This is a genomic window from Paraburkholderia sp. Ac-20347 (genome assembly GCF_017104805.1).
Classification (GTDB): Bacteria; Pseudomonadota; Gammaproteobacteria; order Burkholderiales; family Burkholderiaceae; genus Paraburkholderia; species Paraburkholderia tropica.
The window spans coordinates 36,235-56,958 of the sequence record NZ_JAAGPN010000024.1 but is presented as its reverse complement, the minus strand read 5'-3'; the positions used below and the strand labels follow the sequence as shown (position 1 = coordinate 56,958).

Annotated in this window: 21 protein-coding genes; 5 read left to right on the top strand and 16 right to left on the bottom strand. The window is 66.8% G+C overall.

From position 1 onward, the window contains the following. Positions 1–151: 151 nt before the first annotated feature. The 6 genes from G3N97_RS07420 to G3N97_RS07395 form a co-directional block, all read right to left on the bottom strand. A complete protein-coding gene (locus tag G3N97_RS07420) occupies positions 152–1,192 on the bottom strand; it encodes a LacI family DNA-binding transcriptional regulator (protein ID WP_205992645.1) in 1,041 nt (346 codons plus the stop codon). Positions 1,193–1,466: 274 nt separating this feature from the next. Continuing rightward, positions 1,467–2,483, bottom strand: a complete 1,017-nt coding sequence (locus tag G3N97_RS07415; RefSeq protein WP_205992644.1) for an ABC transporter permease — start codon at positions 2,481–2,483, stop codon at positions 1,467–1,469. After that, positions 2,480–4,162 (bottom strand): sugar ABC transporter ATP-binding protein, encoded by a 1,683-nt coding sequence (locus G3N97_RS07410; RefSeq protein WP_205992643.1) that lies wholly within the window; start codon positions 4,160–4,162, stop codon positions 2,480–2,482. The genes G3N97_RS07415 and G3N97_RS07410 overlap by 4 nt, the downstream gene beginning before the upstream one ends. 361 nt (positions 4,163–4,523) lie before the next feature. Further along, positions 4,524–5,480: a sugar ABC transporter substrate-binding protein gene (locus G3N97_RS07405; RefSeq protein ID WP_205992642.1), complete on the bottom strand. Its 957-nt coding sequence runs from the start codon at positions 5,478–5,480 to the stop codon at positions 4,524–4,526. A gap of 187 nt (positions 5,481–5,667) precedes the next feature. Beyond that, complete coding sequence (gene corA / locus G3N97_RS07400; RefSeq protein ID WP_205992641.1) at positions 5,668–6,645, bottom strand: magnesium/cobalt transporter CorA; 978 nt, start codon at positions 6,643–6,645, stop codon at positions 5,668–5,670. Positions 6,646–6,784: 139 nt separating this feature from the next. After that, entirely contained in the window at positions 6,785–7,183 is a 399-nt protein-coding gene (locus tag G3N97_RS07395; RefSeq protein ID WP_205992640.1) for a hypothetical protein, read from the bottom strand. 270 nt (positions 7,184–7,453) lie between these two features. Between G3N97_RS07395 and cydX the strand changes: the two genes are divergently transcribed. Both cydX and G3N97_RS07385 read left to right on the top strand, forming a co-directional pair. Then, on the top strand, positions 7,454–7,627 hold the full coding sequence (gene cydX / locus G3N97_RS07390) for a cytochrome bd-I oxidase subunit CydX (RefSeq protein ID WP_205992639.1): 174 nt from the start codon (positions 7,454–7,456) through the stop codon (positions 7,625–7,627). Continuing rightward, entirely contained in the window at positions 7,624–8,205 is a 582-nt protein-coding gene (locus G3N97_RS07385) for an ATP-binding protein (RefSeq protein WP_205992638.1), read from the top strand. Before cydX ends, G3N97_RS07385 begins: the two co-directional genes overlap by 4 nt. 48 nt (positions 8,206–8,253) lie before the next feature. On the opposite strand, the gene G3N97_RS07380 is transcribed toward G3N97_RS07385, so the two are convergent. Together G3N97_RS07380 and G3N97_RS07375 are read right to left on the bottom strand one after the other, a co-directional pair. Next, entirely contained in the window at positions 8,254–9,360 is a 1,107-nt protein-coding gene (locus G3N97_RS07380; protein ID WP_205992637.1) for a saccharopine dehydrogenase C-terminal domain-containing protein, read from the bottom strand. Positions 9,361–9,586: 226 nt separating this feature from the next. Beyond that, positions 9,587–10,051 (bottom strand): Lrp/AsnC family transcriptional regulator, encoded by a 465-nt coding sequence (locus G3N97_RS07375; protein ID WP_065064724.1) that lies wholly within the window; start codon positions 10,049–10,051, stop codon positions 9,587–9,589. A 275-nt stretch (positions 10,052–10,326) separates the two neighbouring features. On the opposite strand from G3N97_RS07375, the gene G3N97_RS07370 reads away from it, so the two are divergent. Together G3N97_RS07370 and G3N97_RS07365 are read left to right on the top strand one after the other, a co-directional pair. Beyond that, positions 10,327–10,875 carry a Spy/CpxP family protein refolding chaperone gene (locus G3N97_RS07370; protein WP_205992636.1) on the top strand — a complete coding sequence of 183 codons (549 nt, stop codon included), beginning with the start codon at positions 10,327–10,329 and terminating at the stop codon, positions 10,873–10,875. A 185-nt stretch (positions 10,876–11,060) separates the two neighbouring features. Continuing rightward, entirely contained in the window at positions 11,061–11,495 is a 435-nt protein-coding gene (locus tag G3N97_RS07365) for a PGDYG domain-containing protein (protein WP_205992635.1), read from the top strand. Between the two features lie 44 nt (positions 11,496–11,539). On the opposite strand, the gene G3N97_RS07360 is transcribed toward G3N97_RS07365, so the two are convergent. The 8 genes from G3N97_RS07360 to G3N97_RS07325 all read right to left on the bottom strand — a co-directional run bounded on the left by G3N97_RS07360 (position 11,540) and on the right by G3N97_RS07325 (position 19,492). Further along, positions 11,540–11,905, bottom strand: coding sequence for a DUF3022 domain-containing protein (locus G3N97_RS07360; protein WP_065064718.1), 366 nt, complete (start codon positions 11,903–11,905; stop codon positions 11,540–11,542). Between the two features lie 43 nt (positions 11,906–11,948). Then, positions 11,949–12,755 carry a YhfC family intramembrane metalloprotease gene (locus G3N97_RS07355; protein WP_205992634.1) on the bottom strand — a complete coding sequence of 269 codons (807 nt, stop codon included), beginning with the start codon at positions 12,753–12,755 and terminating at the stop codon, positions 11,949–11,951. A 134-nt stretch (positions 12,756–12,889) separates the two neighbouring features. Then, positions 12,890–13,984: a substrate-binding domain-containing protein gene (locus G3N97_RS07350; protein WP_205992648.1), complete on the bottom strand. Its 1,095-nt coding sequence runs from the start codon at positions 13,982–13,984 to the stop codon at positions 12,890–12,892. A gap of 2 nt (positions 13,985–13,986) precedes the next feature. After that, positions 13,987–14,952, bottom strand: coding sequence for an NAD(P)-dependent oxidoreductase (locus G3N97_RS07345; RefSeq protein ID WP_205992633.1), 966 nt, complete (start codon positions 14,950–14,952; stop codon positions 13,987–13,989). A 63-nt stretch (positions 14,953–15,015) separates the two neighbouring features. Beyond that, positions 15,016–16,299 carry an MFS transporter gene (locus tag G3N97_RS07340; RefSeq protein ID WP_205992632.1) on the bottom strand — a complete coding sequence of 428 codons (1,284 nt, stop codon included), beginning with the start codon at positions 16,297–16,299 and terminating at the stop codon, positions 15,016–15,018. Positions 16,300–16,441: 142 nt separating this feature from the next. Beyond that, complete coding sequence (locus G3N97_RS07335) at positions 16,442–17,464, bottom strand: sugar kinase (RefSeq protein ID WP_205992631.1); 1,023 nt, start codon at positions 17,462–17,464, stop codon at positions 16,442–16,444. A 59-nt stretch (positions 17,465–17,523) separates the two neighbouring features. Continuing rightward, positions 17,524–18,327: a TIM barrel protein gene (locus tag G3N97_RS07330; RefSeq protein WP_205992630.1), complete on the bottom strand. Its 804-nt coding sequence runs from the start codon at positions 18,325–18,327 to the stop codon at positions 17,524–17,526. A 199-nt stretch (positions 18,328–18,526) separates the two neighbouring features. Next, positions 18,527–19,492: a LysR substrate-binding domain-containing protein gene (locus tag G3N97_RS07325; protein ID WP_205992629.1), complete on the bottom strand. Its 966-nt coding sequence runs from the start codon at positions 19,490–19,492 to the stop codon at positions 18,527–18,529. Between the two features lie 113 nt (positions 19,493–19,605). Between G3N97_RS07325 and G3N97_RS07320 the strand changes: the two genes are divergently transcribed. After that, the gene (locus tag G3N97_RS07320; RefSeq protein WP_205992628.1) at positions 19,606–20,697 is read left to right on the top strand and encodes a YeiH family protein; all 1,092 of its coding nucleotides are present in this window, start codon (positions 19,606–19,608) and stop codon (positions 20,695–20,697) included. Positions 20,698–20,724 lie beyond the last annotated feature (27 nt).

The window sequence follows — 20,724 nt, the reverse complement described above, 5'->3', positions numbered from 1 at the left end:
CCACGGCGACGCGTCCCGCCGTCGTCGGTGTGGAGATTGCAGCGCGTGCAGCGTCAGCTTCGTTCGGGCTCGCGTGTGTCGTCACCTTGTCCTCTCCTGAGCAGTGGCCGCAGCAGCGGCTCCGGCGAGGACGTCGTCGCGACGTTCCGCGTCAGGCCGCCAGCGATGCCGACGCCGGCGCGCACCACGGCGCCGTCGATTCGCGCGGCATCAGTTCCGGCGCGATCACGCGACGCAGCACCGACACGCCATCGCGCTCGCGCGGTTCGCCGCCGATGCGCTCGATCAGCGTGAGCGCCGCCATTTCGCCGAGCGCGCGGGCAGGCTGGCCGACCGTCGAGAGCGCCGGCCACGTGAAATTGCCCAGTTCGATGTCGTCGAAACCGATGATCGAGCAGTCCGCCGGCACGCGCAAACCGCGTTCCGCCGCCGCGCGCAATGCGCCGATGCCCATCATGTCGTTGCCCGCGAAAATCGCGCTCGGGCGCACCGTATCGAACAGTTGCGCCGCGGCGCGATAGCCGCCCGCGCCCGAAAAATCCGCTTCGACGATCGCGCCCGGCGCGATCTCGATGCCGCGTTCGGCCATCGCGCGCAGGAAGCCGTGCATGCGCATCGCGCTGACCGCCGTCGTGATCGGCCCGGTGATGCAGCCGATGTTCGCGTGGCCCAGTTCGATCAGATGGCGCGTCGCGAGCCACGCGCCGCGCTCGTGATCGATCTGCACCAGATCGGCGTTGAGCCCTTCGATGTTGCGGTCTACCACCACGATCGGCTCGCGCGTGTCGCCGAGCGTCGCCGCGAGCACCGCGTCGTCGCCCGCCGAGGCCACGATCAGCCCGTCGATGCGCTTTTCCTGCAGCACGCGCAGGTAGTTGCGCTGCTTCACGGGATCGTCGTCGGAATTGCAGAAAAACACGCAGTAGCCTTTCTGCGCACAGCCGTCCTCGACGCCGCGCGCCAGCTCCGCGAAATACGGATTCGTTCCGTTCGGCACGACGAGCCCGATCGTCGCGGTCGAGCGCGCCTTGAGCGAGCGCGCGACCGCCGACGGCACGTAGTTGAGCTCGCGTATCGCGCTCTCGACCTTGGCCCGCACGTCCGCCGACACCGGACGCGAATTGTTCACCACATGCGACACCGTCGTAAAAGACACCCCCGCCACTGCGGCTACATCCTTGATCGTCGCCATCTTTTATGTTGCTCCTGCTTCGTGCTGCCGTTTGCTACTGCTGCCGCCACGCGGCGGTGATTGCTCTCGTCACCCGCGCTGGTCCAATGCGCGGGCACGCCCTCGAATGTGTTCTTCTTGCTGCGGCCGAGCCGTCGCGCGCCGTTTCGTTGCGCGCGCAGCGTTCGTCTGCCGCTTTATCGCTTCATCTGTTGCCGCTGGTTCTTGCTTGTTTTTCTGTCGATGCCGCATCGCACTGCTATTCGATACGCTTCCGAACCCTTTCCGATGCGCATCAAGCCTTGCGTTTGCCGCGCCGGCTGCGATACGTATCGAGCACCACCGCCACCACGATCACCGCGCCGGTGATGATGCGTTTGGTCGGCTCGTTCGCGCCAATCTGCGCGAGCCCCGCCGCCAGCACGGAGATGATCAACACGCCGAAAAACGTGCTGATCACCGAACCGCGCCCGCCCATCAGACTCGTGCCGCCGATCACCACGGCCGCGATCACCTGCAGTTCCAGCCCGACGCCCGCGTTCGGATCGGCAGCTTCGAGACGCGACACCTGAAACAGCGCCGCGAGCCCGGACAGCGCGCCCATCAGCGCGAACACGATCACCTTGTAGGGCCGCGGATCGACGCCCGCGAGCCGCACCGCTTCCTCGTTGGTACCGATACCAATCAGATAGCGGCCGAACACCGTGCGCGTGAGCACCAGCTGCGCGATCACCATGACCGCGACGGCGATCAGGAACGCGGGCGAGATGCCGAACGCGATCGGATTCGAGAGAAAATCGAATGCGTCGCCGATATAAGCCGTGCGCGAATTCGTCATCTGGTACGCGAAGCCGCGCGCGGCTTCCAGCACGCCCAGCGACACGATGAACGACGGAATCCGCCAGCCCACCGTGACCGCGCCCGTGAGCGTGCCCGTGGCCGCCGCGGCCAGCACGCCGAGCACGGCGGACGGCAGCGCGCCGAGTCCCCATTTGAGCGCCGCGACGCTCACGACCGACGCGCCCAGCGCAAGCACCGAACCCACGGACAGATCGATGCCCGCGATGATCAGCACGAAGGTCATGCCCACCGACATCACGACTAGATCGGGAATCTGGTTCGCGATCGTACTGAACGTATCGTATGTCAGGAAGTGCGAACTCAACAGCGAGAACAGCACGATCATCGCGACCAGCGCGAGCGCCAGCCCGAGGTAGTTCGAGAAGCCGAAACGCGTGCCCGCGGGCTTGCCGCTCGCGGCTTGCGGCGCGGCCTGATTCGTTGCCGGTTCGCGCAACGGTCCGTTCGTCATGAAGCGCTACCTCCTGCGTCTGTGTGCACGTCGCCGGCCGCCGGCAGATCGGCTGCGTCCGCGAGCATGGCGTCCTCGGCGCGATAGCCCGCGAAGGCGGCGCCGAGCAGCGCGTCCTGACTCCACGCGCCGCGCGCGAAAATCCCCGTCATCCTGCCTGCCGACATCACGCCGATGCGGTCGCAAATCAGCATCAGTTCGCGCAGATCGCTCGACACCACCACGAGCGCGCGGCCTTCGCGCGCCAGTGCGCCCATCAGCGCATAGATGTCGAATTTCGCGCCGACGTCGATGCCGCGCGTCGGCTCGTCGAACAGCAGCACGCGCACGTCGCTGTTGATGCGCCGCGCGAGCCAGCGGCCGATCACGACCTTCTGCTGGTTGCCGCCCGACAGCTCGCCCACCGGCTGGCCGGGACCGGCCGTGCGGATGCGCAGCGCCTCGATCTGCGTGCGCGCGAGCGCGTTTTCGCGCGCCGCGTCCACGACGCCATACCGCGCCACCGCCCCCACGTTGCCGAGCGACACGTTGGCCGCGACCGGTTGCGGCAGCAGCAGCCCTTCGCCCTTGCGATCTTCGGTGATGAGCGCGATCCCGTGGCGTACCGCATCCACGGGCGAATCGATCTTCACCGGCTGCGGCGCGCCGCCGTCCTTGCCCGCGAGCGCCACCGTGCCGCGCTCTTTCGTATCGGCGCCGTAGATCAGGCGCATCAACTCCGTGCGGCCCGCGCCAATCAGTCCCGATACGCCGAAAATCTCACCGGCGCGCACCTCGAACGACACGTCGCGCACCGCGTTCGCCCGGCTCAAACCGTCCACCTTGAGCAAGGGTGCGCCAATGCGCCGCTCGCCCAGATCGATCTGCTCGCCCAGTTCGCGTCCCACCATCAGCGCGACGATGCGCTCGGGCGTGAGATTCGCCATCGCGTCGACGCGCACGAGGCGGCCGTCACGCAACACCGCCACACGCTGCGCGATGCGCTCCAGCTCTTCGAGCCGGTGCGAGATGTAGACGAGCGCCACGCCGCGCGCCTTGAGCCGCGCGATCTGCTCGAACAGCAACTCGACTTCGCGGCCCGTGAGCATCGCCGTCGGTTCGTCGAGGATCAGCACGCGCAGCGGCGCACCGCCCTGCGTTTCGTCGACGATCAGATTGCGCGCGATCTCCACGAGCTGCTGATGGCCGATCCCGAGTTCGCCCACGAGCGTGTCCGGGTCGATCGCCTCCAGCCCGACCTGGGCCATCGCGGCGCGCGCGTCCTCGCGCAGGCGCGCGCGATCGATCCAGCCCGTCCAGCTCAGCGCGCCGAAGCCGCGCGAACGCGGCAGCCGGTTCAGGAACAGGTTTTCCGCGACCGACAGCGTCGGCAGCAGGTTCAGCTCCTGCATCACCATGCGCACGCCGAGCGCCTCGGCGTCGTTGCGGCTCGCGGGCGCGTAGGTCTCGCCGCCCAGCGTCATCGCACCGGCGCTCGGCACGGTCAGGCCGCCCACGATCTTCGAGAGCGTGCTTTTGCCTGCGCCGTTCTCGCCCGTGAGCGCGAGCACTTCACCGGCGTGCAGCGCGAGGCTGACGTCGGCGAGTACGGGCTGCTCGTAGGTCTTGCCGACGCCCTTGACCGTCAGCACGGCGTCGGCCGTGGCTGGCGGGGAAGCGTCGGGGGCAATTGCATCCATCACGATCCTGTAGTCGCGGGCTGCGCCGCCCAAGTCCGCGGGCGCGCCTCGTGGTTCCACCGGCGCGTCCAGGCGGTTGCCACCCGGACGATCCCGCGGTTGCGACGCCGGGCGGCTGGCCCGGACATCGTCACGCGACGGCGCGGGAAAACGGGCCTTCCCGCCGCCCGGATGCACACGCGCCCATCACCGACGAAATAACGGCCTCGCGGCAGCTTTCTTGAGCGCTTATTAGACGAAAAGTATGAAGAATGAGCGCCCGACCGCCGCACCGGGAAATCGCCGCGCGCCGCGCGCACCGCCAGGTACGCCGAAAATTCGGCATGCATAGCGTGTGCGCGCGGCGCGCCCTGCCCGGCGCCTACTTCGTGACCAGCACCACGGGCGTTTCCACCACGCCCGAGAGCTCGGATTGCTTCTTGTGCTCCTTGATGGCCTTGAGCGCGGTATCGATGCCGAACACGGCCTGTTTGGCCGCGTACTGGTCGGCGGTCGCGAGCACGCGGCCGTCCTTGAGCATCGGCTTGATGGCGTCGATGTTGTCGTAGCCCACCACGTAGACCTTGCCCTGCTTGCCGGCCGCGCGCACGGCCGACACCGCGCCGATCGCCATGTTGTCGTTGCCGCACAGCAGCGCCTTCAGGTCCGGATACTCGTTGAGCATGGCCGAGGCCACCGCGTTGCCCTTGTCGATTTCCCACTCGCCCGACTGGGTGGAGACGATCTTCGCGCCGAGCGCGTCCATCGCGTCCTTGAAGCCCGCCGTGCGCTGCTGCGCGTTGGTGGTCGTCGACACGCCTTCCACGATGCCAACCTGATCGCCCGCCTTGAGCTTCTTCGCGAGGTAGTCGCCGACGAGGCGCGCGCCCTTGCGGTTGTCCGGCCCGACAAACGGCACATTCAGGTCCTTCGACTTGAGCACGTCCGGATCGAGCCGGTTGTCGATGTTCACGACGATGATGCCCGCGTCCACGGCCTTCTTCACGACCGGCACGAGCGCTTTGGAGTCGGCGGGCGCGAGCACGATGGCGTCGACCTTCGAGACGATCATCTGCTCGACGATCTGGATCTGCGCGGCCGTATCGGTCTCGTTCTTGATGCCGTTGGTGATGAGGTCGAAGGCGCCGGCGTTGTGCTTCTGGTAGTCCTTCGCGCCGTTTTCCATGGTCAGGAAGAACTCGTTGGCGAGCGACTTCATGACGAGCGCGACCTTGGGCTTGTGGCCCGCCGCCTGCGCATGAGCGGCCAGCGGCGTGAGCGCGACGGTGGCAAGGGCGACGGCGGTGCACAGCACGCGACGGCGGATGCGGAAGTTCATCGTTTGTGTCTCCGGTTTGTCTGGCCCGGTGCGGGCCGTATTTCTGGTTATGCGCAAACGTTTGCAAGCATCCCGAAACAGTGGACGGGATGCCGGTGCTTCTCTTCCCTGCGTTTTCCCTGCGGTTTCCCGGTGTGTTACGCCTTCAATCCAGCCGTGTGGCCGCCCGACCCGGCGGCAATCCGACTCAGAGCCACCCGCCGCGGCGGAACAGAACGTACAGCACGATGTCGATGCCGGCCATCACCGCCAGACAGATTTCGTAGCCATATTTGTAATGTAGCTCGGGAATGCGTTCGAAGTTCATCCCGTAGATACCCGCAATCATGGTCGGCACGGCGAACAGCGCGGCGAACGAGCCGAGCCGCTTGGTCACCTCGTTCTCGGCGAGCGAAATCATGCCGAGATTCACCTGGATCGCCGTGACGATCATTTCGCGGCGCGCGTCGATCGTGTTGGACAGGCGCACGAGGTGGTCGTACACGTCGCGATAATACGCCTGCATGCCCACGCAGATCTGCGGAATGCGCCCGCCGATCAGCTTGCCGACGGCGTCGAGCAGCGGCGTGACGTGATGCTGGAAGATCACGAAACGGCGTTTGAGCGAATAGAGATCCTCGATGATGGCGCGCGAGGCCGCGAGATTGTGCTTCTCGAAGATGCGGTCCTCGAGTTCCTCGATTTCGCCCGCGAGCGATTCGAGCACCGGCATGTAGCGATCGACCACGCTGTCCATCAGCGCGTAGAGCACGAAACCCGAGCCCTCGCTGAGCAGCTCCGGCTCGCGCTCGCAGCGCGCGCGCACGTCGGTGAAACCCTGCTGCGCGCGGTGGCGCACCGAGAGCACGAAATTCTTGCCGGCGAACACGTTGACCTGGCCGGTCACCAGTTCGCTGTCGGCGTCGAGTTCGATCGTGTGGAACACCGCGAACAGCGTGTCGCCGTATTCCTCGATCTTCGGGCGCTGGTTGCCGTTCATCACGTCTTCGATCGCGAGCACGTGCAGCCCGAATTCCTCCTGCATCGCGGCCATCTCGCCCGCGTCCGGATCCTTGAGCGCGACCCAGACGAAGCATTCGGGTTTCTGCAGATAGTCGCTGATGGCCTCGACATCGATGTCGGCCAGTTTCTTGCCGCCCTGATACGCGGCGCAATTGATGAGCATGTCGTGTTCGTCCTGGCGGCGTGCGGAAACTGAAAGCTTTGCAAGCCGCTCGTCCTGAAATTGAATCGTTTCGCTGAAGCGGTTCCCAGTTTAAGCGCTGGATTGACCTGGCCGCTGGCTAGCAGGTTCCGCGCCCGGCTCAGTGCGGCACGCGCCGGATGCCGATCCGATGATCCTTGTCGAACGTGACACTGGCGAAATTCGTATAACGGGCGTCGACGAGAAAGCGCAGCTCGACGACCGGGTCGAACTGCGTCGACACGCCGATGCGGTGCACGCCGGGTTTCAGGTAGAACGTGACGTGCTCGCCGTCCATCAGGTCGGTGACGGGTTCGCCGTCGAGATAGACGGGCGCGTCGCGGAATTTGACGATCACGTTGCTGGTGCGCTCGCGGCGCACGTCCACGGCCACGAGCCCTTCGCCGGGCGTGGTGTAGCCGGGTTTGACGATGCGCGCGGCCGGGACCGGCTTGAACGGCGCGGGCGGCGCGTGGTCTTCGGCGCAGCCGCCGAGCGCGAGGCACATGACCAGACTCATCGCCACTGTCAGGGCGGCGCACGACGCCCGCCTGTTGCGTGCCCTGCCGTCCGCCCCGCTCTCCGACGACGACACGCTCACTCCGCTCGCTCGCATGGACGCTCTCCCCTCGTTTGTTCTCTGATTCGTCTGTGATGCGCGACCGGCCGATCAGGCCGATGTCGCGGTCTGCGCGTGCGGTCTCATGATATACGCGCTGCGGCACGAGGCGCGCGGCGATGGAGTATGCTGTCCCGAAATTCATCGGGCACCCGCAGGAGGACGCGAGCAATGTGGTATTTCACGTGGATACTCGGCATTGGCGTCGCGCTCGGCTTCGGCATCATCAACGTGATGTGGCTCGATGCGAACGGCAAGCTCTTCGAGCGACCCGGCGACGCGCCGGCCCCAAGCGGCGACGAAGGCCGCGCCCGTCCGTCGGCCGCGCAGGACAGCCGTTCGTGACGAGACTGGTGTTGGTTTGCGGTCACGCCGGCACGGGTAAAACCTCACTCGCCAAACGCCTGATCGGCCCGCTCGCGCGCGCGACGGGCGAACCGTTCTGTCTGCTCGACAAGGACACGCTTTACGGCCGCACGAGCGCCGCGACGCTCAACGCGCTCGGTCAGGATCCGCATGACCGCGACAGTCCGCTGTTTCTCCACCACCTGCGCGATCCCGAATACCAGGGGCTGCTCGACACCGCGCGCGAGAATCTCGCACTCGGCGTGAGCGTGCTGGTGGTCGCGCCGCTGTCGCGCGAGGCGCGCGAGCGGCGTCTTACCGATCGTGCGTGGCTGGGTGTGGACGCCGATGTGAAAGTGGCGGCCGTCTGGGTGCGCTGCGACGAAGCGACCGCGCAGCGCCGCATCGTGGCGCGCGCCCATCCGGACGACGCCTGGAAGCTCGCGCATTGGGACGATTACCGGCAGCGCCGCATCGAACCTGCCGGCGCGGCGCTCGACGCGCTGATCGCGGTCGACACCACCGCGCCCACCGACGCGGACTACGGCGCGCTATTGCAGCGCCTGCAGTCGTTGTGACGACGGCCGCCGACTGAACGCCGCGGCCGCCTGTTCTTCCCACCTGATTTAAACCACCGCCACCGGCGCGCGCGCATCGAGCGTCGCGCCCTCGTAGACCTGACCGAAGCGGTTGGCGAGGAATTGTGGCAGCGACACCTGCTCCTGACGCACGAAGCCCGCTTGCGGCAGACGCTTCTCGCGGAACAGATCGAGCACCGCGCACATCGAACCGGCCGTGGTGATCTGAATCGCGCTCATCGGCATGCCGCAGACGGTCTTCGCGAAGATCTTGCGCGTGAAGACTTCCTGCACGAGCTGGCCGTTGCGCATACCCGTGACGGTCATGAAGATCAGCACGACGTCCTGCTCGGTCGACGGAATCGCGCGGCGCATGATGGACTTGAGCGTGTCGCGGTCGCCGGAAAGACGCAGATCTTCGAGCAGGAATTGCATCAGCGCGCGATGCCCCGGATAACGCACCGACTTGTAGTCGAGCGACTCCACGCGGCCCGACAGCGTTTCGCACAGCGTGCCGAGCCCACCCGAAGTGTTGAACGCCTCGTACTCGACGCCGTCGAGCGAAAAATGTTCGAGGCCTTCGAGCGGCTGCACCCATTGCATGCGGCTGTCGCGAATCGCTTCGCAAGGCTGGCAGTACTCGTTGATGAGACCGTCCACACTCCACGTGAGGTTGTATTTGAGCGCGTTGGTCGGAAACTGCGGCAGCGCGCCGACGCGCATTTTCACTTCGCGGATCTCGGTGAAGCGGCTCGCGAGCGCGTGCGCCGCGATGCCGATGAAGCCCGGCGCGAGACCGCATTGCGGCATGAACGCGTGATCGGCGCCTTCGGCGAGCGCGCGGATCGCATGCGTGGCGCGCACGTCCTCGGTCAGATCGAAGTAATGCACGCCCGCGCCCTTGGCCGCCGAGGCGACGTTCACGGCGAGGTAATACGGCAGCGCGTTGATCAGCACGTCGTAGCCTTCGAGCGCGCCGCGCAGCGCGGCGGCGTCGGCGGAATCGACGCGCACGGTGGGAATGCCCTGCGCCGAAAGCGCGTCGAGCGCGCGTGCATCGCGGTCGAGCGCGGCCACTTCGTAGTCGCCGGTTTCGCGCAGCATGTGAGCAATGGTGTGGCCAATCAGGCCGGCGCCTGCAATCGCGACTTTCATCTCGCCTCTCCTTTTCATGTTCTGTGATCGATGGGCTTGCGGCGCCCGCTCGCAGACAGTCTAGGGAGGTGCAAAATCAGTTGATAGGCGCAAAATGATGCGCTTCGTCGTCGATTTTCGTCATTTCGACGAAGGTTTTCGTCATAGTGACGAAAAAGGGTAAAAACAGCGTAAAAGCGCGCCGCGGCACAGCGCGTCGGCGCGCTTCAATCCCCCCCAATCCGCTTCAGCCCATCACCGTGCCGCGGTCGATCTTGCGCGCGAGCACGATCGACGTGGTCGTGCGCTCCACGCCCTGCATGCCGCCGATCTGATCGAGCAGATCGTTCAGGCGATCGGGTGAATCGGCGCGCAGCCACGCCACGTAGTCGTATTCGCCGCTCACCGCGCAGAGCAACTGCACCTCGGGCATCTTGCCGAGCCGCTTCTGCACGTCGGGCCCGTGACGCGGTGCGATGATCAGTCCGACCCACGCCTGCAGGCTCGCGTCGAGCACGTCCTGGCCCAGGCGCACGCCATAACCGGCGATCACCTGCGTGCGTTCGAGCCGCGCGATGCGCGCGAGCACCGTGGTGCGCGCAACGTCGAGCTGACGCGCGAGATTGGCCACGCTTTCGCGCGCGTTTTCCTGCAGCAGCGCGACGAGGCTGCGGTCGAGGTCGTCGAGTTGGTCGAGGCGCGGCGGTCTCATCGAAGAAGCGGCTCTCTGTGTGAAGAAACGTTAAGAAGATCGGTGCATTATCGCGCGCGTCGCCACGACAGCGAAAGCACGGAGCCGCGCCCATGCGAGGTTTTACGCGATGCGCGCTGCGTATTTCAGGGTATTTCGGAGCGTTTCGTTTGTAAGCAGTTGTCGCATCACAGCCGCTTTAACACGATAACGTGGTACTAATATCGGCTGTTAACCCGGCCTCGCTGCCGGGTAACGCGCCTACTCGCTACGAAACGAAGATTCAAGGAGCAACAATGAAGAAAGCTTTCGTCATCCTGGCCGCTACGCTGTCCATGAGCGGTGCGTTCGCGCAAACCGCCGCGTCCACGCCTGCGGCTGCCGCGGCGTCGGGTGCCGACGTGCGCGCTGCACAGCATCAGCAACGCGTGGAAGAGCGTATCGCTTACCTGCACTCGGCGCTGAAGATCACGCCCGAGCAGGAGCCGCAATGGAAGGCGTTCGCCGACACGATGCGCAACAACGGCGAGACGATGGCCACGCTGTACAAGCAGCGCGCGGACAGCGAAACGTCGCGTAACGCGCTCGACGACATGAAGCAGTACGCGCAGATCAGCCAGGCGCACGCCGAAGACATGCAGAAGCTCGTGACGGCTTTCGAGCCGCTCTACACCAGCCTCTCGCCGGAACAGAAGAAGCTCGCCGACACGACCTTCCGTCACCGTGGCCCGGCGCCCGGCGCGAAGGGTCCGGCTCACGGCAAGCACAAGGGCAAGCCGAAGTCGAAGGCGCCCGCAGCGGCAGCCAGCGGCGCGGAAGCCGCAAGCGCGCCGGCAGCCGAGTAAGCTCGCTGGAGGCTGCGCCGCTGCAGAGCCACGGCTCGAAGCGGCGAAGCCTTGCGGAACCTGCGAAGGCCGGGCATCATGCCCGGCCTTTCTGTATTTCTGGACTGCGCTTCTCGACTGTAAATCTGGCCTATATTTCAGGCAGTCGTTTTCCGCTTTCCCTGCTTTCTGCGCCTTCCGCCACCATGATCGAACTGAACCAACTCGACCTCGCCACCGATCCCGCCGCGCAACGCGTCGTCAAGGATGAAACCGTGACGGTCGAATTCGCCGCCGCGCCCGGCGAGCTGATGAGCCTCGAAGGTCCGAACCGCTACGCGCAAGGCGACGCGATCATCACCGGCGCAACCGGCGAACGCTGGGTGGTTTCGCGTGACCGCTTCGATCCGAAATATCTGCCCGCCGATACCGCGCTCGCGCACGGCGCGCCCGGCGCGTATCGCAACCGGCCGTCCGTCGTGCTCGCCAAACGGATCGACGAACCGTTCACCATCGTGCGCTCGGCGGGCGGCGACCGCCTCACCGGCGCGGCCGGCGACTGGGTCATGCAATATGCACCCGGCGATTACGGCGTCGTAAAAGCCGCGCGTTTCGCCAAGGTCTACCGGCTCGCGGACTGAGCGACGCACTCGTCGCTCAGCGCTTCGCCGGGCGTCCGTCGCGCTCAGGCAAACTCTTCGTCCAGCGCGAGCGTCACGTCGCGCGGCGTTTCCTCGCCCTTCGCGTGCTGCTCCTCGAGCGAGCCGATGGTCGCTTCCACGTAGGCGCGCAACACCGCGAAGCTGCGTCCGCGCAAACGCGGCGGCAGCGCGCGGTAACGCGCGAGCGCGGCGGGCGCGATGGCCACCGAGAGCGTCATGCGGCGCGCGGCGGCGCCCATGCGCATCGCCACCCAATGCACGACGAGGAGCGGCGCGCCGTTATCGGCGGGCTGCTCGCTAAAACGCGTCTGTTCCGGAAACAGATCGGCGATCACGCGCGCGAGCTCCTCGAAATCGGGACTCGCGCATTCAAACAGATAGTCTTCCATCGCTGACCAATAAAGTGAAAAAGCGCTGCGGTGCAGGACTCTATCAGACGGCGCGCGCGGGACGTCCGGGCGCGCAGCGGCGGAACAGCACGACGGCCACCGCGACCGCCACGACCGCATAGAGCGCATCGACGGCGACGAGCGGCACGAGGCGCGCCTGGAACATCGCCGCGGGCACGTCGATCAGCGCGTGCAGCACGATCGCGAGCGGCAGGATCGACTTGCGTCCCGCCTGCACGCCGCGCCACATCAGCACCGACAGACCGATCTGGAACACGAAGGCCGCCGTGCGTTCGAGCGCGAAAATGCCGGCCTGCAGCGGCGACAGCGTGGCGAGCACCAGATGCACGCGCAGCACCGAATCCATCGTGAGATTGCTCAGATGCGTATCGAGCTCGCCGCGATTGGCGAGCACCGCGAAGAAGATCCACTGCAACTGCACGAGCACGCCGACGAACCACGCCTCCGCGCCGCCGTGGCCGATGCCGTAGGCGAGGCCCGTGCTGTCGACGGGCGTGTTGGGCAGACGGCCGCCGCGGCGCGCGAGCATGCGCATCGCGATGTAGCGCCCCACTTCCTCGCAGATGCCCGCCGCGAGCGCGCCGTAGAGCACGAAGGCGAGCGGATTTTCGAACAGTTGCGCCGTGGCCGGATTCTGATGCAGCACGAAGTCGTTGAGTCCGCGTTCGAGCACGGTCGCGAACAAGGCGAACACCGCGACGCCGGAAATGGTGTCGCGCCAGTCGAATCGGAACGGCTTGCGCAGCCGGCGATAGACGGTAATGGGCAAAACGGCGACGAACAGCGTGGCGAGCGACAGGCAGACGAGCGTGACCGGATCTACGTGCATGGGTTTCCTTGTGACATCCGGCGCGCCGGGCGCGCGCCGCAGCCCGAATCATCGCAGATATCGGGCGGCTCGCGCAGCCCCGGCTGCGCGCCCATGGCGTGTCGCGCGCGTTTTTTGTCCCGGCGCTGCGGCCTTCAGCCGAGCGTCGACGCGCGCACGACGAGTTCGCCGGGAAACGCCGCGGCGCGCGCGGCGGGCGCCGCGCCTTCGATGCGCTCGTGCAGAAATTCCACGGCGCGATAGCCGATCTCGCGTGTCGGCTGGCGGATCGTCGTGATGCCGGCGAGTTCGGCCCATTCGGGATCGTCGATGGCGATCAGGCCGACTTGCTGCGGCCATTGCGCGCCGAAGCGCGCTTTCAGATGCAGCGCGAGGCGCAGTGCGACCGGCGCATTCGCCGCGAACAGCGCGCAGCGCGCGCCTCGCTTCGCGGCCTGGGCGAGATGCGCGTCGAGTGCGTCGAGCGCGGGCGCGACCGCGTCTTCCTCGCGCAGATCGAGCACCTGGGTCGCGTGCGCGACAGTTTTGCCGTGCTGCGCGTCGTGCGTCGCGTGGCGAAACGCCGCTTCGCGCTCGCGCCGCGAACTCACGTGCTCGAACGGCTGCACCACGAATACGAGGTCGTCGTAGCCGCGTTCGAGCAGATGCTCGACGCCCAGACGCACGGCCGCTGCATTGTCGAGACCGACTACGTCGGCGTCGAGGCCGTCGACGGTGCGGTCCACCAGCACGGCCGGAATGCCGCCGCTGCCGACCGGTTTGAGCATGGACTCGCGCACGCCGAGCGCATTCACGATCACGCCTTCCACGCGATACGTCGTGAGCAGTTGCAGATAGCGCCGCTCCATGTCGACTTCGTTGGCGGCGTGGCAGATCAGCGGCATGTAGCCGAGCGCATGGCACGCCGACTCCACGCCTTGCAGCACTTCGACCGAGTACGGATTGGCGAGGTCGGCGAGCAGCAGCCCGAGCAGACGGTTGCGGCCGCGCTTGAGGCCGCGCGCCATCTGGTTGGGCCGGTAGTCGAGGCGCTCGATCGCGGCTTCGATACGCGCGCGCAGATCGGGCGACAGCACCGACAATTCGCCGTTCAGATAGCGCGAGATGCTGGTCTTGCCGGTGCCCGCCTCGCGCGCCACGTCGCTGATCGTCGCGCGGCGCGGCGCGGCCGGTTGCACGTCTGCATGAGCATCGGCGGACGTGTCCCGATGCGCGTCGCTCGCGCCCATGCTCATCGCGCGAGCACCTCGCGATTGACGATGTTGTTGCGCAGCGTGCCCGCAAGCGCGCCGACGAGGTTTTCGGCCGCGTTGAGCGCCATCGCGTGACGCGTTTCGTGCGTGGCCGAGCCGATATGCGGCAGCGCCACCACGTTCGGCATGCGCAGCAGCGGCGAAGCGGGATCGATCGGCTCCTGCTCGAACACGTCGAGGCCCGCGCCGTGAATCGTGCCCGCTTCGAGCGCGGCGATCAGCGCCGGTTCGTCGACGGTCGCGCCGCGCGACGCGTTAATCAGGATCGCGCTCTTCTTCATCTTGCGGAACTGCTCGGCGCCGATCATGTGACGCGTGGCGTCGGTCAGCGGCACCTGCAGGCAGACGAAATCCGACTCCGCGAGCAGCGTGTCGAGTTCGACGCGGCGCGCGCCATACTCGCGCTCGGCCGTCTCGTTCGGGCTGCGGTTGGTGTAGAGCACGTTCATGTTGAAGCCCAGCGCCGCGCGCCGCGCGACCGCGCCGCCGATGCGTCCGAGCCCGACGATGCCGAGCGTCTTGCCCTGCACGTCCACGCCGAATTGCGGCGCGCCGATGCTGCCCTTCCAGTGGCCCGCCTTCACCCAGTCGGCCAGTTCGACCACGCGCCGCGCGCTCGCGAGGATCAGCGAGAACACGGTGTCGGCGGTCGATTCGGTCAGCACGTCGGGCGTGTGCGCGAGCACGATGCCGCGTCGCGTGAGATCGGCCACGTCGAACTGGTCGAAGCCGACCGAGATGGTCGACAGCGCCTTGACGCGCGTGCCGTCGAGCATCGCGGGCGTCACCTTCACGCTCGCGCCGATCGCGCCGTCGGCGTCCTTGAGCGCGGCGGCGAGCGCCTCCGCGTTGTTGCCATCGACGAATTCGACCTCGGCGTGTTCGCGCAGATACGCGGTGACGTCGTCGGGCAGGGCTTTGTAGGCAACGATTTTCTGCTTCATAGGTGCGCTATCTCTCGAATGCTTCAATGCGGTCGGGACGGTGTGACGATGATCTTGAAAGCGTTATTTTCCATGCAGCGGCGCGGCATAGCCAGCCGCGTCGTCGCGCTGCGGCTTGACGGCGAGCGTGAGGCCCACCGCGGCCACCAGCGCCGCGCTCATGAACGCATAGGATGCCGCAGGCGAGCCGGTCGCGCCATTCAGATAGCCAACCACGTACGAACCCACGAACGAACCGAGCGCGCCCATGCTGTTGATCAGCGCCATCGCGCCGCCCGAGACGTTCTTCGGCAGCAGCTCCGGCACGATCGCGAAGAACGGGCCATACGGCGCGTACATCGCCGCGCCCGCCACGATCAGCAGCGCGTACGAAAACCAGAAGTGCGTCGAGCCGAGCGCGTACGAACCCGCGAAGGCAAGCGCGCCCACCAGCAGGAACGGCCACACGAAGGCGCGGCGATTGTCGAGCTTGTCCGACGCCCACGACGCCGCGAGCATCGCGATGGTAGCAGCGAGATACGGCAATGCCGAGAGCCAGCCCGTTTCGACCATGCCGAGCGCCGAGCCGTTCTTCACGATCGACGGCAGCCACAGCACGAAACCATACACGCCGATGCTCCAGCAGAAGTACTGCGCGGAAAGCAGCATGACAGCCGGCGTGCGGAACGCTTCGGCGTAATTCTTGACCGGTTTGATGGCGGCCTGTTCGGCGCGGAATGCGGCGTCGAGCGCGCGCTTTTCGTCGTTCGAGAGCCACGTCACCTGGGCGGGTTTGTCGCGCACGAGGCACCACCAGCACACGGCCCACACCACGGCGGGCACGCCCTCGGCGATGAACATATGACGCCAGCCGAACGCGTGCACGAGATAGCCCGAGACCACCGACATCCACAGCACGGTGACGGGATTGCCGAGGATCAGGAAGGTGTTCGCGCGCGAGCGTTCGCTTTTCGTGAACCAGTTGCTGATGTAGATGAGCATCGCGGGCATCACCGCGGCTTCGACGACGCCAAGCACGAAGCGGATCGCCATCAGCGAGGGAATGTTGGAGACGATGCCCGTGAGCGACGCGCAGCCGCCCCACAAAACGAGGCTCACGAACACGAGCTTGCGCACGCTGCGGCGTTCGGCGTAGACCGCGCCGGGAATCTGGAAGAAGAAGTAGCCGAGAAAGAACAGCGCGCCGATCAGCGACGAGAGCGCCGGGCTGATGCCCAGATCGCGATTGATGCCGGCCGCCGACGCGAAGCCGTAGTTCGCGCGGTCGAGATACGCGAGGCTGTACGTGATGAACACGATCGGCATGATCGCCCACCAGCGGCGCGGTGCGAGCGAGGTTGAGGTCATCGATGTCTCCTGTTGATCGCATCGGGCGCGGTTGCGCCTCGTGCGGTCCCCTGCTTGGCGGATGGCTGCCGGGCGGCAGTTCGGTTGCGCCCGGCTTTTGCCGTTTCAGGCTGCTTCGTGGTGATGCGGGGTGTGGCGTGTTTTATGCGGCGTGAGCGGTATCGGTGATATCGACCGTAGCGGGCGCTTCCTGCGCTTCCTGCGCTTCCTGCGCTTCCTGCGCTTCAAGCGCGTCGAGCTGCGCGCGCGTGGGCAGGCCTTCCGAGTCGCCGATCACCTGCACCGCGAGCGCGCCGATGCGGTTGCCGCGCGCGACCGCTTCGGGCAGCGTGCGGCGTTCGAGCAGCGCGCTGACCACGCCCACCGCGAAACCGTCGCCGGCGCCCACGGTATCGACGACCTTCTCCACCGGCTGCGCCTGCACGTGACCGTACGCGCCCTCGGCGGTCTCGAAGTACGCGCCTTCCGCGCCGAGCTTCACGACCACGCCGCGCGCGCCGCGCTCCAGATAGAAGCGCGCGATCAGTGCGGGATCGTCCGAGCCCGTGAGAATGCGGCCTTCATTCACGCCAGGCAAGACCCAGTCGGCGAGCCGCGCGAGTTCGTTGAGCGTCGCGACCATCTCGGCTTCCGAGCCCCACAGCGTCGGGCGCAGATTCGGGTCGAAGCTGATCGTGCGGCCCGCTTCGCGCATTTCGCGCGCGAGCAGGAACGCGAGTTCGCGCGAGGTGGCGGAAATCGCGGGCGCGACGCCGCTCAGATGCAGATGGCGCGCGCCGAGCACGTAGCCGCGCTTGAAGTCGCCGATCGACAGATGGCTCGCCGCCGAGCCGCGACGGAAATATTCGATCGCCGGATCGCTGCCGTCGTCGCATCGGGACTTGAGCTGGAAACCGGTCGGAAAGCGCTCGTCGGTGGCTACGCACTGCGTGTCGATGCCTTCCTGTTCGAGCACCGCGCGCACGAAGCGGCCGAACGAGTCGTCGCCGACGCGGCTCATCCAGCCCACCTTGAAGCCGAGGCGCGCGAGGCCGGTCGCCACGTTGAGTTCGGCGCCCGCCGCGCGCTTGGTGAACTGCGCGACGCCGTGCAGCGGACCGGTTTCGGCGGCGACGAACATCGCCATCGCCTCGCCGTAAGTGATGACATCGAGTGAATGGTTCATGGAATGCGTTCCTGCTGAATGGAGAGAATGCGGGCCGTTCGTGTGCTGTGAGGCGCGCTTCAGGCGGCGCCGAGCCAGCTCACGTAGCGCGCGGCGTCGTCGGCGAGGCGCGTCTCGTCGAACGGAAATTCGATGCCGCGCGGCACGTCCGACGGCAGGCGCGCGAGCGCGGCGCGGCACAGCGGATCGTCGGCGGCGGGCGCGCACGGAAAGCGCCGCGCGCCCTCGCCCTGCACGGCCTTGCAGTGGATGTACTCGACGTGCGGCGCGAGCGCCACGGCGGCCATCAGCGGCGCTTCGCCGGTCCATTGCCAGTTGCCGATATCGAACGTCATGCCAAGCAGCCCGTCGTGGCCGCTCGCACGCAGCGCGCGAAACAGCCCGGTGAATTGCGCGAGGCGGCCGCCCATTTCGAGCTGACCGTTTTCGACGACCACGCGAGGCAGACGCGTCTCGCTTGCTACGACGTTTGCCGCGGCCTTTGCGTGCAGTTCAGCGAACACGTCGGCAAGCTGCGCCGCGTGCGCGTCGCCGGCGAAACCGCCGAGCTGAAGCTTCACGAAACGCGCGCCGAGCGCCTCGCCGCACGCAACGGCTTCGCGCAGCGCGGATTCGTCGAGCGCGCCGTCTTCGGCGTAGAGCGAATCGGGCGTCGACCACACGGACCACATCTGCGCTTTCGCAAACGCTGTGCCAAGGGTGCGCAGTGCGTCGAGGCTGGCGTCGGCGTCGTCCATCAGCTCGCGCCGCACCTCGAAAGCGTGTGCGCCGCCCGCCTTTGCGACCTCCAGCCACGTCGCGTGTCCGTCACGCCGGATCGCCCCGGCGCCGAATGCGCTCGCCACAATTGCCACTTCCGCCATCGTCGTCTTCCTGTTGCCGGGCCGAACGGAGCACGTTCGTCACGTGTTCCGGCACCCTTTCGCATTGCCTGAGTGTTGCCTTGGGATTGCTTTGGAACCGGTTCCAATCCAGTTCCGAAAAAAGGCGCGTGAAGCGCCTGTTCGATGGCGGGATAGTGCGCCGAGGCGCCGCGCGACGCCATTGTGGAAATCCCCTAAGTCAGGGCGGGAACCTGGCCGCCGCGCTGCCGTCATCGGGCGTATCGAGCAGACAGAGTTCGAGAAAGCGCTGCGCGACCCGCGAGGCCGCGCCCGCGTGCGGCACGAGGATCGAAAAGCGTCGCGCCAGCGGTTCCGGACCGATGCGGATCTGACGCAGCGCGCCGTCTTCGTGCCGCATCGACATCGCCGAGACGAAACCGATGCCCATGCCCGCGCGCACGGCCTCCTTCACGCCCTCCACGCCCGCGATTTCGAGTGCGACGCGCATATGCACGGCGGCGCGCGCAAACGCGCGCTCGACGAGCTGACGCACGCCCGAGCCGTCCTCGCGCAGCACCAGCGGCCAGTCGGCAAAGGCGCTCAGGTTGCAGCGCGGCGGTGTCGGTGTCTGTGTTGGTGTGGCGGTCTCGCCTTCGCCTTCATCGAGTTGCGCAATCAGCGGATGCCCACGCGGCACGATGGCGACGATTTCGTCTTCGTGCCACGGATGCACGGCGGTGTCGGCGGGCAACTGCTCGCCCACCGGCCCTTCCACCAGCGCGATATCGAGCTGGCCGAGCATGGCGACGACGTCCGAGGTGTTGCCGCTCGCGGTTTCGAGCTTGACGTCGGGATAGCGCCGATGAAACGCCGCGACCAGATACGGCAGCCGGTAACTCGCGGGCGTGGTGCTCGCACCGATGCGCAGCGTGCCGCGTTCGAGCCCGCGCAGCGCGTCGCGGAACGCCTGGGCGTCGCGCCACGTGTCGCGCAGGCGCGCCGCGTAGGCCGCGAGCTGCTCGCCGGTGGGCGTGAGCCGCACGCCGCGTCCGTCGCGCTGATACAGCGGCTCGCCGAATTCCTCCTGCAACAGCCGCAATTGCCCCGATACGGCGGGCTGCGACAGATGCAGCGCCAGCGCGGCGCGGCTGATGTTGCGGTGCTCGGCGACGGCGGCGAACGTTATCAGTTGCTCCGGGGTCATGGCGTCGATCTATAAGGTTGACCTATATTTTACTTCGCAAATGACGATTTTTCATATCGTTATATCTAAATTAGGATTAGCGCATTCGCTCGATACTGAACTGGATAACCGTCATGTCCACCCCATCGACCACGCTTGCGCATTCCCCGTCGTCCACACGCGGCCAGCTGAACGGCGTCCTGTTCGTCGCCCTGTTCGCGGCCGCCGTCACGCGCGTCGCCGCGCTGCCCGCCATCGCCAATCTGGGCCTGAGCCCGCTGATCGTCGGCATCGTCGCGGGCGCCGTCTACGGCAACGCCTTGCGCGACGGCATGCCCGAAAGCTGGGCCGCGGGCGTCAACTTCTCGGCGCGCAAGCTGCTGCGCATCGCCGTCGCCTTCTTCGGGCTGCGCGTGAGTCTGCAGGAAATCGCGCAGGTGGGCGTGCCGGGGCTCGTCGAGTCGGTCGTCATCGTCGTGAGCACGCTCGTGATCGGCACGTGGGTCGGCATGAAAGTCATGAAGCTCGATCGCGACACCGCCATTCTGACGGCGGCTGGCAGCGCGATCTGCGGCGCGGCCGCCGTGCTCGCCTTCGAGTCGACGCTGCAATCGAAGCCGCACAAGAGCGCGATGGCCGTGGGCAGCGTGGTGCTGTTCGGCACGCTTTCGATGTTCCTTTATCCGCTGCTCTACCGCGCGGGCTGGCTCCATCTCGACACGGTCGGCGCGGGCCTGTTCTTCGGCGGCACGATCCACGAAGTCGCGCAGGTCGTGGGCGCGGCGAGCAACGTGAGCCCCGAGGCCACGCACATCGCCACCATCGTCAAGATGACGCGCGTCATGCTGCTCGTGCCGGTGCTGCTCGTGCTCGGCGTGTGGCTGAACCGCTCGGCGCGTCAGGCCGTCGCCAGCAAGACCCACGGCGCGCACGACGAAGCGCAGCACGGCGCCCGCAAGCTCGCGGTGCCCTGGTTCACGCTCGGCTTCCTCGCGCTGGTCGTGGTGAATTCGCTGCACGTGCTGCCCGAAGCGACCACCTCGACGCTGAACACGCTCGACACCTTCGCGCTCACGATGGCCATGACCGCGCTCGGCATCGAAACGCGCGTCTCGCAGATCCGCCAGGCCGGTCCGCGTGCGCTGACGACGGGCTTCATCCTTTACGTGTGGCTGACGCTCGGCGGCCTCGCGATCACCTGGGGCGTGCAGCGTCTGTTCGGATGACCCGCGCATGATCCGAGGCCGAGCGGG

Coding starts and splice junctions, on each gene's coding strand:
- G3N97_RS07420 (WP_205992645.1), bottom strand. CDS start 1,192: ATGGCGACGATCAAGGATGTAGCCGCAGTGGCGGGGGTGTCTTTTACG.
- G3N97_RS07415 (WP_205992644.1), bottom strand. CDS start 2,483: ATGACGAACGGACCGTTGCGCGAACCGGCAACGAATCAGGCCGCGCCG.
- G3N97_RS07410 (WP_205992643.1), bottom strand. CDS start 4,162: ATGGATGCAATTGCCCCCGACGCTTCCCCGCCAGCCACGGCCGACGCC.
- G3N97_RS07405 (WP_205992642.1), bottom strand. CDS start 5,480: ATGAACTTCCGCATCCGCCGTCGCGTGCTGTGCACCGCCGTCGCCCTT.
- corA (WP_205992641.1), bottom strand. CDS start 6,645: ATGCTCATCAATTGCGCCGCGTATCAGGGCGGCAAGAAACTGGCCGAC.
- G3N97_RS07395 (WP_205992640.1), bottom strand. CDS start 7,183: ATGAGTCTGGTCATGTGCCTCGCGCTCGGCGGCTGCGCCGAAGACCAC.
- cydX (WP_205992639.1), top strand. CDS start 7,454: ATGTGGTATTTCACGTGGATACTCGGCATTGGCGTCGCGCTCGGCTTC.
- G3N97_RS07380 (WP_205992637.1), bottom strand. CDS start 9,360: ATGAAAGTCGCGATTGCAGGCGCCGGCCTGATTGGCCACACCATTGCT.
- G3N97_RS07375 (WP_065064724.1), bottom strand. CDS start 10,051: ATGAGACCGCCGCGCCTCGACCAACTCGACGACCTCGACCGCAGCCTC.
- G3N97_RS07370 (WP_205992636.1), top strand. CDS start 10,327: ATGAAGAAAGCTTTCGTCATCCTGGCCGCTACGCTGTCCATGAGCGGT.
- G3N97_RS07365 (WP_205992635.1), top strand. CDS start 11,061: ATGATCGAACTGAACCAACTCGACCTCGCCACCGATCCCGCCGCGCAA.
- G3N97_RS07360 (WP_065064718.1), bottom strand. CDS start 11,905: ATGGAAGACTATCTGTTTGAATGCGCGAGTCCCGATTTCGAGGAGCTC.
- G3N97_RS07355 (WP_205992634.1), bottom strand. CDS start 12,755: ATGCACGTAGATCCGGTCACGCTCGTCTGCCTGTCGCTCGCCACGCTG.
- G3N97_RS07350 (WP_205992648.1), bottom strand. CDS start 13,984: ATGGGCGCGAGCGACGCGCATCGGGACACGTCCGCCGATGCTCATGCA.
- G3N97_RS07345 (WP_205992633.1), bottom strand. CDS start 14,952: ATGAAGCAGAAAATCGTTGCCTACAAAGCCCTGCCCGACGACGTCACC.
- G3N97_RS07340 (WP_205992632.1), bottom strand. CDS start 16,299: ATGACCTCAACCTCGCTCGCACCGCGCCGCTGGTGGGCGATCATGCCG.
- G3N97_RS07335 (WP_205992631.1), bottom strand. CDS start 17,464: ATGAACCATTCACTCGATGTCATCACTTACGGCGAGGCGATGGCGATG.
- G3N97_RS07330 (WP_205992630.1), bottom strand. CDS start 18,327: ATGGCGGAAGTGGCAATTGTGGCGAGCGCATTCGGCGCCGGGGCGATC.
- G3N97_RS07325 (WP_205992629.1), bottom strand. CDS start 19,492: ATGACCCCGGAGCAACTGATAACGTTCGCCGCCGTCGCCGAGCACCGC.
- G3N97_RS07320 (WP_205992628.1), top strand. CDS start 19,606: ATGTCCACCCCATCGACCACGCTTGCGCATTCCCCGTCGTCCACACGC.